11 protein-coding genes and 1 rRNA gene (1 of these 12 cut by a window edge) are annotated in these 14,742 nt (G+C 34.8%); 5 read left to right on the top strand and 7 right to left on the bottom strand.

Annotated features, from left to right (window positions below):
• Positions 1–2: 2 nt before the first annotated feature.
• The 4 genes from CGC48_RS09165 (at position 3) to CGC48_RS09180 (ending at position 4,528) form a co-directional block, all read left to right on the top strand.
• A complete protein-coding gene (locus CGC48_RS09165) occupies positions 3–1,034 on the top strand; it encodes a TolB family protein (RefSeq protein WP_157909900.1) in 1,032 nt (343 codons plus the stop codon).
• A gap of 314 nt (positions 1,035–1,348) precedes the next feature.
• Positions 1,349–2,431 (top strand): hypothetical protein, encoded by a 1,083-nt coding sequence (locus CGC48_RS09170; protein WP_157909901.1) that lies wholly within the window; start codon positions 1,349–1,351, stop codon positions 2,429–2,431.
• A 106-nt stretch (positions 2,432–2,537) separates the two neighbouring features.
• On the top strand, positions 2,538–3,860 hold the full coding sequence (locus CGC48_RS09175; RefSeq protein ID WP_098029335.1) for a methylmalonyl-CoA mutase family protein: 1,323 nt from the start codon (positions 2,538–2,540) through the stop codon (positions 3,858–3,860).
• A complete protein-coding gene (locus tag CGC48_RS09180) occupies positions 3,824–4,528 on the top strand; it encodes a hypothetical protein (protein WP_098029336.1) in 705 nt (234 codons plus the stop codon). The genes CGC48_RS09175 and CGC48_RS09180 overlap by 37 nt, the downstream gene beginning before the upstream one ends.
• A gap of 41 nt (positions 4,529–4,569) precedes the next feature.
• Here CGC48_RS09180 and yidC read toward each other — a convergent pair whose 3' ends face one another.
• The 7 genes from yidC to CGC48_RS09215 form a co-directional block, all read right to left on the bottom strand.
• The gene (gene yidC, locus CGC48_RS09185; protein ID WP_098029337.1) at positions 4,570–6,441 is read right to left on the bottom strand and encodes a membrane protein insertase YidC; all 1,872 of its coding nucleotides are present in this window, start codon (positions 6,439–6,441) and stop codon (positions 4,570–4,572) included.
• 17 nt (positions 6,442–6,458) lie between these two features.
• Positions 6,459–8,078 carry a CTP synthase gene (locus tag CGC48_RS09190; RefSeq protein WP_098029338.1) on the bottom strand — a complete coding sequence of 540 codons (1,620 nt, stop codon included), beginning with the start codon at positions 8,076–8,078 and terminating at the stop codon, positions 6,459–6,461.
• A gap of 89 nt (positions 8,079–8,167) precedes the next feature.
• Positions 8,168–8,770: a CDP-alcohol phosphatidyltransferase family protein gene (locus tag CGC48_RS09195; RefSeq protein WP_098029339.1), complete on the bottom strand. Its 603-nt coding sequence runs from the start codon at positions 8,768–8,770 to the stop codon at positions 8,168–8,170.
• A 4-nt stretch (positions 8,771–8,774) separates the two neighbouring features.
• Positions 8,775–10,130, bottom strand: a complete 1,356-nt coding sequence (gene mgtE, locus CGC48_RS09200) for a magnesium transporter (RefSeq protein ID WP_098029340.1) — start codon at positions 10,128–10,130, stop codon at positions 8,775–8,777.
• Between the two features lie 405 nt (positions 10,131–10,535).
• Positions 10,536–11,207 carry a hypothetical protein gene (locus tag CGC48_RS09205; protein ID WP_013997667.1) on the bottom strand — a complete coding sequence of 224 codons (672 nt, stop codon included), beginning with the start codon at positions 11,205–11,207 and terminating at the stop codon, positions 10,536–10,538.
• A gap of 459 nt (positions 11,208–11,666) precedes the next feature.
• Complete coding sequence (rsmA, locus tag CGC48_RS09210; protein ID WP_098029341.1) at positions 11,667–12,434, bottom strand: 16S rRNA (adenine(1518)-N(6)/adenine(1519)-N(6))-dimethyltransferase RsmA; 768 nt, start codon at positions 12,432–12,434, stop codon at positions 11,667–11,669.
• 34 nt (positions 12,435–12,468) lie between these two features.
• Positions 12,469–12,771: a DUF4286 family protein gene (locus tag CGC48_RS09215; RefSeq protein ID WP_098029342.1), complete on the bottom strand. Its 303-nt coding sequence runs from the start codon at positions 12,769–12,771 to the stop codon at positions 12,469–12,471.
• Between the two features lie 650 nt (positions 12,772–13,421).
• Here CGC48_RS09215 and CGC48_RS09220 point away from each other — a divergent pair.
• Positions 13,422–14,742 (top strand): 16S ribosomal RNA (locus CGC48_RS09220) (it continues 195 nt past the right edge of the window).

A 14,742-nucleotide genomic window follows, 5' to 3' on the forward strand; every position in this document is an offset into this window, starting at 1 on the left:
AGATGATGTTATTATTCAGAATAATGTTATTGGCTTTCTTGTCATCTTGTTCCAAAGAAGGCGAATCAAGTGCAGGAGCACATAATCTTAGCGGAAATTTATTCATTCGGTTTACTGACGAGGTGTCTGTATATAATCTAACGGATAATAAATATACGGAAAAAGTAGCAAAAGTAAGTTCGACACAAGTTTTACAAACGTATGATGTGTCGTGGGATACTTCAAAGGTGCTTTTTACCCTTGATGTACAAGGATTTAATCATAAACGTATTGTATATAGGAGCATTAGCGACTCTGTAACGCATCAAGAAGTAAGAACCGACGGTAAGAATATCCACGATTTTGAATACGAATGGGGAGATGTAATCACCCTTGATGCCTTTATTTCTCCTAATGAGAAGTATATTGCACTACAAGGACAGGGATATTCGGATATGCCTACGATTATCATCGATGCACACAAAGATAACGAAGTAGGGCGTTGCAATCCGTCCAATACAAAGTATTACGATTGGGGGAAACCTGTTTGGACGTTGGATAATACGTTATACGTACAGGTGGGCAATTCGGTTTACAAGATGAGTCCTGCCGACGGATATAAAACGTATCAAAAGGTATGCTCTGCCGATGGAGGCGGTTCGTACAGAGTGAATCCACAAGGAACAAAGTTTGTATATTGTAAGGACAAACATCTGTGGCTTTGCGACATCGATGGCAGCAACCGCCAACAAATCACAACCAGTACTACTTACGATTGGGCAAGTTGGGACGGTGAAGGTTTCCCTACATTCTCCCCCGACGGGAAATTCATTGCTTTTACCTCGCGAGGCTCTCGTGGTATGGCGTGGAGTGACCACGATTATCCTGATGGCTCGTGGGTAGGAGCAGTAGGCGGAAAATTTGGCTATATATCTGTGATTCCTGCCAATGGGAAGCTCTATAATCTTGACGATAAAAACAGTGGAGCCATCTCCCTAACCAGAAGCGGAAATAGAGGTATTCCTTGTGATGGGCATTTGGTTTGGAGAAAATAAAGAAATGTTAAAAAAATACACAAAAATTAACTAATATTAACTTCTAAAATGCCCAGAAATAGGGATTGATTACAATGTATATTGTACATATTTTTGTGATGAAAAATTGTTTATAGATGGGACTAACTACAAATCATTGAAAAGGGAAGCATACATACTAAGTTATTAAAGGTATCTGTTTTTTAGATATTTTGATTGATGAGAAGTTTTGCTTTTATTTCAATGAGAGATGAAGATGCAAACTATTGTTGCGTTATTTTTTCAATAATATTTTGTTATTGTATGAGCTAAACTTCAATCAAAAAACAGGTGCTATGAAGAAAATAATTTTGTTCTTTTTGAGCATATTATTGGTAAGTTGTTCAAAAGAGGGAAAAGAAGGTTCTTCTGTTAAAGGTACGTTCAATGTGCAATTTCAGGCAGATTTGGCAAATACCATCTACACATCAGCCATTTTTGGATTAGCAGAGGTGGAACGACAAACAAATCAAGCAATTGATTTTTTCTATATTGATTTTGAAGCGGAAGAAAATGGAGTTATTGAAGTTGTGATTGAAGAAACTGCTTTAAATTATAAAACAGAAATAACTAAAGAAGTTACAACAGGGCATAATAGTTTTTCTCCAAAAATAAAATGGAAATATGATGTTCTAAAGCAAATGAAACAATCTGGGTATGCTGATTTTACTTTTTTTTGTAGAAATACAGCAGGGGATAAACTCGGAAGTAAGGATATAAAGGTGCGTTATACATCTATCAATGAATGTGTACTCGTAGCTAAGTTACAGGGAAAAGTGTATCCGTTGTTCCATTTTATGGGAGCTTATGTAAACGAAGATAGCCCAGTGATTGATGTTTTCTTAAAAGATGTTCTTAATACAACTGATTTAAAGGCTTTTACTGGTTATCAAGGAGAAAATTTGAATGCAGTTGCCGTGAATGTTATAAATCAAGTACGTGCGATGTTCCTGACACTGCGTTCTAAGGGTGTGAAATATAGTAGCATAACTGATACAAGTAATAATTCGTCAAATCCTAATGTGATAAGTCAGTACATTCGATTTGCAGATGAAGTGATGAACAATACACAGGCTAATTGTGTCGATGGAACAGTTTTTCTCTGTAGTGCTTTGCGAAAAGTAGGAATAGAAGCATTTATGGTTTTTCAGCCAGGACACGTCTATTTGGGGTATTATGCTAATCCTGATAAAAAAAGACCTTTTCTTTTGGAAACTACGATGGTAGGGACAGACTATTCCTTTATGCAAGCGACTGATATTAATGTTAATACGTTCAATAAAAACATCGAAAAATACAATAATAAAGACTATATGGATATGTATTTCATTATAAATATAAATGATATACGTTCTTTAATTAAACCTATCGGGAGATAGGACATTATTTTTTCTCAAACTCAGATTTTGTAATTTGAGTGCTAATCATCTCTGTTAAGATTCCAAAAGTGAAATTATTTTCATAATTTTGGAATCTTATTTTATTATGATGGAAATGTATTCTGAAGAAACTCCAAAAACAACCATTAAGCAATGGAAGCAGCAAATTCAGTTTGAGTTACAAGGAACTGATTATAACGATTTATTGTATAAGTCACACGAAGGAATTTCCGTACTTCCGTTCTATTCCTCTGAAAATAGGAAAGTTACCTACGAAGTCAATACAGAAGCAAAAGGAATGATTTCACTTTATTGCTCAAATGTACAACATACCCTTCAGCGAATTGACTTTTGGTTATCCCAAAATGTTCAATATTTTTTCATAACACTGCATTATTCAGAAAATAATTGGGGAGAATTTTTATCACAATTACCAGAAAAGGGAGTTTATTTTATTGATATTCATTACTTAAATCCGTCTCTCGTTCAAAAATTAAGTAGTTTGATAAAAAATGTCAGCCAGAGAATATTTATTTGTAACGATTGTATTAATGAATTTCTTAAGAAAGGAAAATGGGGTAATAATCAAATTTCTGATTTAGAGATTGTTAAAAATAGTATTTCTAGCCAAAATCCTGTGATTTTTGTAGATACAACATTATACCAAAACGCAGGTGCAGGAATAATACAACAGATTGCTTATGGAATTTCTCAAGCGATGGAATATTTTAAATTAATAGATAAATATAATATTATCAATGAGTTAAATTTGTGTTTTAAAGTTGCGGTAGGAAATAATTTTATGCTTGAAACCTCAAAAACAAGGGCTTTTAGGCAGGTTGCAGAAAGTGTTTTTGAAACATTTGGTTATAATATAAAAATTTTCTTTATCGCTGAACCTTCCAATAGAGGGCTATCTATCTCAAAATCAAAATATAACGAAAATTGTATTTCACTTGCCTATGAAAGTGCTATTTTAAGCGGAGCAGATTTTGTAATTCCAAAAAATCCAATAATTTATAAAAAAAATACCATTGAAAGTGATTTAAGTAATGCAGAGCAAATACAGAAAATTATCCAAAATCGAAAAGCTTATTTTTTAAATGGAATATGTAGCTTTGAGACAATTTCTTATGAGATTGCTAAAAAATCACTTGTATTGTTTCAAAGTATTGAAAAGTCAGGAGGATTGCTGGAACAAGTGAAAAATCATACTTTGCAAAGAAAAATAAAAGAAAAAGCTCAAGAAGAACAAATCTTATTTGAAGAAAAATTACAGAATATAAATTTAAAAAATCAGTTTTTTGCATCAAAGGAAGAATGGGAGTTGTATCCGTTTGTAAAGCAAAAAACAGAAAAAACGTTAGTGGAACCCTTGATAGCGAAACGATTATGGGAAAACATAGAGAAAAGGCAATTGAAAAAGTAATTTCAGAAATTCAAAATATAAGTTTAAAAGGTTTAGAATCAGAGGTTTTAGAAATGGAACACATAGCGGGATTTCCTCCTTATTTGAGAGGATACCACGCAATAGGAAATTTATTGCAATCACCTAAATATGAAAGGATACATATATGGAGTGAAAATTTAGACTCTGAAGATCAAGAATGCTTTGAGATATTATTCAATAATATGGAAAATCTATTGAGTGCTAAAAATGTTGATAAAAAATCAATAATTATTCGAGAAGTTTCTAATTTAGCTCAAATAATTGATAATATTAATCAAATAAATTATATTTATCTCTTGTGTGATTCAGAATATTCATTTTTACGAAGTTTTTTTAAACAAATTTCAAGGGAAATGCTTTCAAAAGTTAGATTTTTACTATTTTTTGGAGAAAATACGTTTGATAAAATAGAAAAAATAAGGGAAATTCGTGCTTTTTATTCTGAAATTATGAAAGAAATGGGATATTCTTATAAGGTTCCTATTTCATCTTACATAAGTACAATAACAGAACAGCTGTACGCATTAGCCGCTCAATCGGATGTGTTGTTATATGAAACTGACAATTTGTATATAAATGATGAGTTAAATCATTTTCTTGTAGAAAATACATTGATTTCAAAAACGATTGACCCTTTTTGGAAATAAAAAAGGCAATTCAAAAACGAATTGCCTTTTTTGTATTATATCTATTTTTTTTGTTGAGCTTTTCGCTGTGCTTCAGCTTGTTCCATCATTTCACGCATTTTACGTTGGAAGTTACTTTCCTTTTTAGGTTTTTTCTTATTTTCCTCAATCTGTGCGTGAATTTTCTTTTCATCAATAATCCAATATTTGATGGCTAACATTATGAAAATAGTAAGTAAGTTTGATACAAAATAGTATAAACTCAGTCCACTAGCATAATTGTTAAAGAAAAATAACATCATTATTGGCGATAGATAAATCAAAAATTTCATATTAGGCATTCCTGGTTGCTGTTGTTGCATACTTTGAGACATTGTCATCAGTGAGTAAATTAGAATAGCAACTGAAGCTAAGAAAGGGAACAAACTAACGTGACTTCCATAGAAAGGAATACTGAAAGGAAGTTCCAATACAGCATCGTATGAAGAAAGGTCGTCAGCCCAAAGAAATGCTTTTTGGCGTAGTCCGAATTCTGTTGGGAAAAAGTTGAAAAGAGCCAAGAAAACAGGAAGTTGTAAAAGTGCTGGAATACAACCACTTAATGGATTTACACGTGCTTTTCGATACAAATCCATCGTTTCTTGTTGGCGTTTCATTGGTTCTTTGTATTTCTCATTAATCTCATTAATTTCAGGACGCAAAACTTTCATCTTTGCTTGTGAAATATATGATTTATAAACCATTGGAGAAAGTAGCAAACGAACGATGATAGTCATCAAAATGATACACAATCCAATGGAAAAGTAATTCGATAAGAAGCCAAATAACGGAATAAATAACCATTTATTGAGCCAACCAAAAATTCCCCAACCAAGTGGAATCAAATCAGTTAGATTGTATTGTTCATATTTTTCAAGGATTTGATAATCACTCGGTCCGAAGTAAAAGTGTAATGATTCATTGATTTCTCCTCCCTGTAATGAAATTGGAATTTGAGCTGTGTAATCCTTTGTGAATTTGACATCTACTCCCTCATCATTTACTAAGTTTTTAGATGTAAATTTCCCATTTTCAAAAGGCTTGTCAGAAATCAAAATAGAAGAAAATAAATGCTGTTTGAAAGCTACCCAATGTATGTTTTTTTCTTCTCCAGCATCGTCTCCTCCTTCACTCATACGCTCAATTTTGTCATCTTCATACTGGAGTGTTAATTGTGTGTAACGATTTTCATAAGTTACACTTTTTTCCATTCTTCGGGCTTTCAAACTCCAATCCAAAGTGGTGGCTTTTGATGAATTAATTATATTTGAAAAGCCTTGTGAACGTATCAGAAAATCAACCATATATCCTTCACTTGGAAGAGTGTAAACATATTCTAAATATTGATTTTCAGAAGTTTTTAATTTCATTGAAAGTACTTTCACTCCATTATTTTCAGAAAACGAAGGCTCAAAATATAAATCTTTCGTGTTCAGGTTCAAATTTTGTGAGGTAGTAAAATTCAATGAAAGTGAAGCGTTTTTATCCTGAATTAAATACAAGTTTTCTTTGTCATAGGTTTTAAACTCTTTCAAGAAAACTTCTTGGATTTCTCCACCTTTATTGCTGATAGTCAGCTTAATATCTTTATTTTCAATTGTAGTAACCTCATCTTTTGCAGAAGGGAGCGAGGCTGAATAGGCAAACACACCCAATGACGATTTGTAATTTGCTAAAGCTACTGAATCGGTAGGAATAGAAGTGTAAGTAGCTGTATTTTGAGCTTGTGAGCTGTTATTTTGCTTTACTTTTTCAGCTTCAATACGTTCTCTATCAGCTTTTTGTTGAGCTATTTCTTGTTCTGTAGGACGATTGTTATACATCATCCACATAACCAATATGAAGATAAGGACAAATCCTAAGATGGTCTTAAAGTCTATTTTTTTTTCTTCCATTTACTTTTATTAAATTTTTATTTTTTGTTTAGTTTGTATTTCAAAGCTGCTTTCACAAAAGCCACAAAAAGTGGGTGAGGATTAGCTACTGTACTTTTATATTCTGGATGATATTGCACACCTACAAACCAAGGATGATCTTGAATTTCAATGACTTCTACTAAATTTGTTTCAGGGTTAACTCCTGTACAACGCAGTCCTGCTTTTTCTAGGGTATCCTTGAATTCATTATTGAATTCGTAACGATGACGATGGCGTTCTGAAATATTTTCTTTTCCATAAGCCTCATATATATTACTGTTTTTTAGTAATTTGCAATCCCAAGCACCCAATCGCATTGTGCCACCCTTATTTGTTACCTCTTTTTGACTTTCCATTAAGTTGATAACTGCGTATTCCGTGTTGATATCCATTTCTGTTGAGTTGGCATTCAATAAGTTGGCTTTATTTCTGGCAAACTCTATTACAGCCATTTGCATTCCTAAGCAAATTCCTAAAAAAGGAATTTTGTTTTCACGAACAAAACGAATAGCCTCAATTTTACCTTCAATACCTCGATTTCCGAAACCAGGTGCGACCAAAACTCCGTCTAAATGTCCGAGTTTTTCCCTTATATTTTCGCTATCAAGATGTTCCGAATGGATACTTTCCACCTCTACTTTTACTTCATTTTCGGCTCCTGCGTGAATGAAAGCCTCCAAAATGGATTTATATGAATCTTGTAATTCAACATATTTTCCAACCAATCCGATTTTAACTCTGTTTTTGGGATTTTTATGACGTTGCAAAAATACATTCCATTGTGTTAAATCGGGTTCTTTTTTATCAGGTAGAGCTAATTTCTTTAAAGTAACTTTATCCAAACCTTCCAAGAGCATCATATTTGGAACGTCGTAAATTGTTGAGGCATCAATAGATTGAATTACAGCTTCTCGTTTTACGTTGCAGAACAAAGCTAATTTATAACGCAAATCATCTGATAGTTCGTGTTCAGTACGGCAAACTAATATGTCGGCCTTAATTCCACTTTCCATTAGTGTTTTGACACTATGCTGGGTAGGTTTTGTTTTAAGCTCACCTGCAGCTGCTAAAAACGGAACTAAAGTTAGGTGGACTACAATTCCGTTATTTTCGCCTAAATCCCAGAGCAATTGCCTAACAGATTCGATATAAGGAAGTGATTCAATATCACCTACTGTTCCTCCAATTTCTGTGATAACGATATCATAATCACCAGTTTGTCCTAAAATCTGCATACGTTGCTTGATTTCATTGGTGATATGAGGTACCACTTGCACAGTTTTCCCTAAAAATTCGCCTCTTCGTTCTTTTTCTATTACACTCTGATAAATACGACCAGTGGTTACGTTATTAGCCTGTGAGGTATGTACATTCAAAAAGCGTTCGTAATGCCCTAAATCAAGGTCAGTTTCGGCTCCGTCTTCAGTAACGAAGCATTCTCCGTGTTCATACGGATTAAGTGTTCCAGGATCAACGTTGATATATGGGTCAAACTTCTGAATCGTAACACGATAGCCTCTTGCTTGTAATAATTTGGCAAGTGATGCCGCAATGATTCCTTTTCCTAAGGAAGACGATACACCTCCTGTTACGAAAATATATTTAGTCTTAGCCATTTTATTATGTAGTTGTTTTGATTTTCAATCGGCAAAAGTAGCAATTTAAACTGAAAGCACAAAGGAAAAGAAATAAAGAAAAAAGAATGTTAATTATCATTTAACCATTTACTTTTTTTGAAAGCTAGTCCCTTGCGAATTAGGTAGGCGTGATATGTGCTTGGTACGTCATTTTGCCATTTGGGGAGTAACAATATAATTAGGATTACATCAAGTTGTGAAAAAAGTCCCCAATAGATGGCTAATTGCAAAGGAAAACCTCCGTGTGAAAATCCGATTAATGAAACAAATGCTACCAACAAACAAATGCCCCAAACCTTTGATAAAAAAGCGTGTGTGCAGGTTTCTTTTCCAAATCGTAAGAAACTTATGGTATAACACATTCCTTCCATTATGAAAAGACATATAATTTCTGTAGTATGTTGTTTAATGATTTCAGTATTTAACCAAAAAGCAGAAATTCCTACCGAAATCCAGAAGATAAGGTCAGTTTGGCTGTCAAGACGTCTCAGTTTTACTGAAGAAATATTCAATTTTCGGGCAATGATTCCATCGAAAATGTCTGATAAGATTCCTAAAAATAATAGTAAAACAATAATACTTCGTGCATCGTCTTTTAAAAAGTATGCTAATAATAAAATAGTTGGAGCTAATAGTAATCGAAATAATATTAGATACTTAGGAATATTCATTTCTTTAAAAACCTAGAATAATCTTCGCGATGGAAAAGTAAATCAGGATACCTAATACGTCATTACTTGTGGTAATAAACGGACCTGTGGCAACAGCAGGGTCAATCCCTCGCTTGTGTAGGAAGATAGGAATAAAAGTTCCGATAACTGCTGCGTTAATTATCACAGTTACTAAGGCAACAGCTACAGTCAGGCTGATAAGATAGCTGGTCTGGAAGACAAAATGGCTAACCAGAATCACTACTGTGGCAATAGCTAATCCATTTATCAGACCCAAAAGAAATTCTTTAAATAACCTACCCCATATTTCGCCATCGATAGAATCATTAGCAAGTCCTTGTACTACGATAGCCGATGACTGTACACCAACGTTCCCTGCGGTAGCTTGAATGAGCGGTATGAAGATTAAAAGTACCGGAAAGCGTTCCATAGCGCCTTGAAACCCATTGATAATACTCGCTGCACCTAATCCGCCGAACATTCCGATAAGTAGCCAAGGCAGTCGGGCTTTAGTGAGCTTCCAAATGCTATCGTCAGCTTCTACATCGTGGGTGATACCTGCTGCTAACTGATAATCTTTCTCTGCTTCCTCTTTGATAACGTCCACCACGTCATCGATAGTGATTCGTCCGACTAATCGTTTCATTTCATCGACTACCGGAATAGCCTCCAAGTCGTATTTTGCCATTATTCGGGCTACATCTTCCGCCGTGTCGGTAACGTAAACGTAATCTACCTTTGGTATATAAATGTCTTTGATGTTTGAACGAGTTGATGTAGTTAATAAATCCTTCAGTGAAAGCCTTCCTTTTAGCACATCGTTATCGTCAACCACGTAAATGGAGTGTACTCGCTTTACAAACTCGGCTTGTTCGCGCATTTCTTTTACGCATTTGAGCACATTCCAATTTTCATTGACTCTTACCAACTCTTTAGCCATCAATCCCCCTGCGGTATCTTCGTCGTACCGAAGCAACTCGACGATGTCCTTCGCGTGTTCTACGTCTTCGATGTATGAAATGACCTCTGTTTTTCGTTTTTCAGGAAGTTCCGAGATGATATCCGCCGCATCGTCCGTATCAAGCTCAATTAACTCATCCGCAATCTCTTTTGCGGACATATTTTCGAGTATCTTGTCCCTAAAATCTTCATCTAACTCCGTGATAACGTCCGATGTCTTTTCCGTATCAAGCAATCGTATGATATAAATAGCGTCCTTGATATCCAATTCGTGGATAATCTCAGCAATATCCGCGTAGTGCATATCATTTAAAAGCGTTTCGAGTTCTTTGTTACGCTTTTCAGTGATAAGCAGTTCGATTTGCTTAATAAGTTCGTCCGTTAGTTTAAATGTTGACATAGAATACCTTTATTATAATGATGATTTTTGAGTTTTTACATCCCCCTAACCCCCTTAAAAGGGGGAATTATTGAGAGGATTTGTATGGTTTTTGTATTTTGTGTCTAACCTTTAGTAAAATATTTCTACTAATATTTTATTTTTTGGATTGTCAGGCTGAACGAAGTCGAAGCCTTGTGCTTTTTTGGGCTTCGACTTCGCTCAGCCTGACAGAAAGGGTGTTTATTATTTTAATTCTTTTTCTAACATCCCCCTAACCCCCTTAAAAGGGGGAATTATGTTTCTTGAAACTTGATTTATGTTACTAAACATCCCCCTAACCCCCTTAAAAAAGGGAATTTTGCTACTTGAAACTTGAATTTTATTCCTTGCAACTTGTTTCTTATAACTTTATCCTTTACTTCTTTATACTTTATCCTTTACATTAACTTGTTTACTCTGAACACGTGCCAAAATTTTTGAAATGGTGTATTCACTTTTTTTATAGCTGTCTTTATAGATGATTTTACCTGCTTCGGCAATTTCACTGATGTACTTATAAAGGTTTTTGTAGATAGGTTTTCTTTCGTTGCTTATCTTTTTCCCTTCATTCATCAGTTTATTTTGCTCAGTATTTAAGTTTTCCAAAGAAGTCACCAGTGGAAGTATCTTATCCAAGAAGTTATCTGGCATATCTTCGAGCTTATTTGCTACACTTGTTAGATAAGGAAGGGCATCACGCAGTGTTTTTATGGGAGTTTCTACGTTTCTTGCCTTTAGTTGATTTACGGTTTCTTGCAACATCGATACATCAACGTTTGCTCTCTTAGCGTATTTCTTTAGTAGTAAAACAATATCGCTGAGTTCTTTTGATGTTTCATACAGCTTCTTAGTAGCTTCTTTTTGTTTCATTTTTAGTTCGGTTGCTGAAACTGAATTTTTAGCCGACTCGATAGCCTGTTTGAATTTTTCCAAATAAGAATCATTCATTGTTTTAAATACATTTGAGAAATCGGACAAATCTCTCTCGAAACTTACAGCAATAAAGTCTGCTACTGCCGTGTAATGTTCCTGCTTAAAAGTCATTTGTTTTGCCATAGCTTTTACTTTTTAGGTTTATGAAATATTTTTTTATTAAGAGAAGAAAAAATCTGCCGTAAATATATGTTTTTAAAATAAATAAAACAAATTTTTTGATAAAAATATTTTAATTTTTCTTGCTGATTGCTATGATTGTACGCTGTGGTTCTTTTTTTTGAGTTTTCTTGTATTGTTTTTATATTCTGTATGTTGTTTTGTATTTTTCTGTATTTATTTTCAGTTTTCGGATATTGATTTGTGTTTTCTCATATTTGTTTTTAGTTTCCAGATATTGATTTTTATATTCTGTATATTATTTTCTATTTTTCTTTATTTATTTTCAATTTTCGGATATTGATTTTTATTTTTCTCTATTCTTTTTTATTATTTCTTGTTCTTTTTTACTTAGTTTTTACAACTTTATCCTTTTTTCTTTACACTTTATCCTTACTCCTTTACACTTTATCCTTAATCTGCTTAATCAATCAGCTTTGTAATATATTGAAATTCCTGCCACGAGAGTTGTTCGGGACGTTTATCAAAGATTTTATTCTGCTTGACTTCTTCGTTGAAAAGAAATTGTTTTAAGCTATTACGAAGCGTTTTTCGTCTTTGGTTGAACGCTGTTTTTACCACGTGAAAGAATTTCTTTTCGTCGCAGTCGAGATGATAATTTGCCTTCCGCTGTAGTCGAAGTACTCCACTTTTGACCTTAGGAGGCGGATTGAACACATTTTCTGATACAGTAAATAGGTATTCTGCTTCATAGAAGGCTTGAGTTAGTACAGATAGAATACCATATGTTTTACTTCCTGGCTTTTCACAGATACGTTCCGCCACTTCTTTCTGAAACATTCCGCTGAATTCGGGAATATAGTCGCGTAATTCGAGTGTTCTGAATATAATTTGCGAAGAAATGTTGTAAGGGAAGTTGCCTATCACGGCAAAAGGCTCACTTCGGAAGTATGAAAGGATATCGAACTTCAAAAAATCATCACTAATGATATTATTTTGTAGAGTAGGGAAGTTTTTTTGTAAATAACTCACCGATTCTTTGTCAATTTCGATAACGTGTACTTCAGTATCTCTCTTTAAAAGGAATTGTGTAAGCACACCCATTCCAGGACCTATCTCCAAAACCTTACTATATCCCGAAAGAGAGAGTGTATAGGCAATTTTTTGAGCTATGTTGAGGTCTTTTAGGAAATGTTGTCCCAAATGTTTTTTAGCTTTTACTACTTCCATCGTGATTTGTTATTTTTGTTTAGTGCTTCCTTATTTATAATTCGATTTCTTTAAGTTCCGTTCCGAACATTAGTACTTTGTTAGAAAAGTTCTCCATATTTAATTGTATGAGTGTAGGAATTTCTTTTTTGATGAAGTCAAATAAATCTTGAGGAGAATCCGTTTCGTGATGAATGGCATAGGTAATGTCATTTTCCATATTCAAAATTTTAAAAATCCTCACTGATTTAATTTTGTTTGTATCATAAACTTTGTGGATATATGTTTCTTTTATCCAGTTTAGCCATTGTATATGGATGTCTCTTTCTACAACAGCGCTTAAATTATATATGTACATAAAATTGAATTTTTGCAAAGGTAAAAAAAGTTAGTTATTGAACAAGTTAGATATATATTATGGTATTGCAATGTGAGAAATCATTACTTTTGATTGTCTTTCTTTCTAAGTTTTGTAATTATTGATTGTTTTTAATTTTTTTTGTTTTTACTATAAACTACTGTTTTTCAGTATTTTATTTTGTTTGATAAAAAATATTTTTGAAAAAAAGTTCAGAAAATTTTGGTGGTTTAGAAAAAAGGTATTACTTTTGCACCCGCTTTGAGAAAGTTATTAGTCGATAGGGATTAGTGATTAGTAATAAAGTGAAAAGTTCAAAAAAAAATATTTTAAAAAAAAGTTTAAAAAATTTTGGTAGTTTAGAAAAAAGTATTACTTTTGCACCCGCTTTGAGAGAATCATTAGTCAATAGGGGTTAGTGATTAGCAATAAAGTGAAAAGTTCAAAAAAAATATTTTTGAAAAAAAAGTTCAAAAAGTTTTGGTAGTTTTAAAAAAAGTATTACTTTTGCATCCGCAACTTGAGATAAGGTTGTGAATTTTGGAATAGACGAAATAGTTCATTGATATATTGTTGACAGCACAAAAAAAAGATTTAAAGAATTATCCTAGAGTCAATTACTTTCTTTGGTTATAATATTAAAGATTTTAACGATGAAGAGTTTGATCCTGGCTCAGGATGAACGCTAGCGGCAGGCCTAACACATGCAAGTCGAGGGGTAGAGTGCTTCGGCACTTGAGACCGGCGTACGGGTGCGTAACGCGTGTACAATCTACCTTTTGCTAAGGGATAGCCCGAAGAAATTTGGATTAATACCTTATAGTATTATTTGGTGGCATCATTAAATAATTAAAGCTACGGTGGCAAAAGATGAGTACGCGTCCCATTAGCTAGTTGGAGTGGTAACGGCACACCAAGGCTGCGATGGGTAGGGGTTCTGAGAGGGATGTCCCCCACACTGGTACTGAGACACGGACCAGACTCCTACGGGAGGCAGCAGTGAGGAATATTGGACAATGGTCGGAAGACTGATCCAGCCATGCCGCGTGCAGGATGACGGCCTTATGGGTTGTAAACTGCTTTTGTATGGGAAGAATAAGGTCTACGTGTAGATTGATGACGGTACCATACGAATAAGCATCGGCTAACTCCGTGCCAGCAGCCGCGGTAATACGGAGGATGCGAGCGTTATCCGGAATCATTGGGTTTAAAGGGTCCGTAGGCGGGCTTATAAGTCAGAGGTGAAAGCACTGAGCTCAACTGAGTAACTGCCTTTGAAACTGTAGGTCTTGAATGTTTGTGAAGTAGCTGGAATGTGTAGTGTAGCGGTGAAATGCATAGATATTACACAGAACACCGATTGCGAAGGCATGTTACTAACAAATTATTGACGCTGATGGACGAAAGCGTGGGGAGCGAACAGGATTAGATACCCTGGTAGTCCACGCTGTAAACGATGGATACTAGCTGTTTGGAAGTAATTTTGAGTGGCTAAGCGAAAGTGATAAGTATCCCACCTGGGGAGTACGCACGCAAGTGTGAAACTCAAAGGAATTGACGGGGGCCCGCACAAGCGGTGGAGCATGTGGTTTAATTCGATGATACGCGAGGAACCTTACCAAGGTTTAAATGGGAAACGACGTATCTAGAGATAGATATTTCTTCGGACGTTTTTCAAGGTGCTGCATGGTTGTCGTCAGCTCGTGCCGTGAGGTGTCAGGTTAAGTCCTATAACGAGCGCAACCCCTGCTGTTAGTTGCTAGCGAGTTAAGTCGAGCACTCTAACGGGACTGCCGGTGCAAACCGTGAGGAAGGTGGGGATGACGTCAAATCATCACGGCCCTTACATCTTGGGCTACACACGTGCTACAATGGCCGGTACAGAGAGCAGCCACTGCGTGAGCAGGAGCGAATCTATAAAGCCGGTCACAGTTCGGATCGGAGTCTGCAACTCGACTCCGTGAAGCTGGA

The organism is Capnocytophaga cynodegmi, from assembly GCF_002302475.1.
Classification (GTDB): Bacteria; Bacteroidota; Bacteroidia; order Flavobacteriales; family Flavobacteriaceae; genus Capnocytophaga; species Capnocytophaga cynodegmi.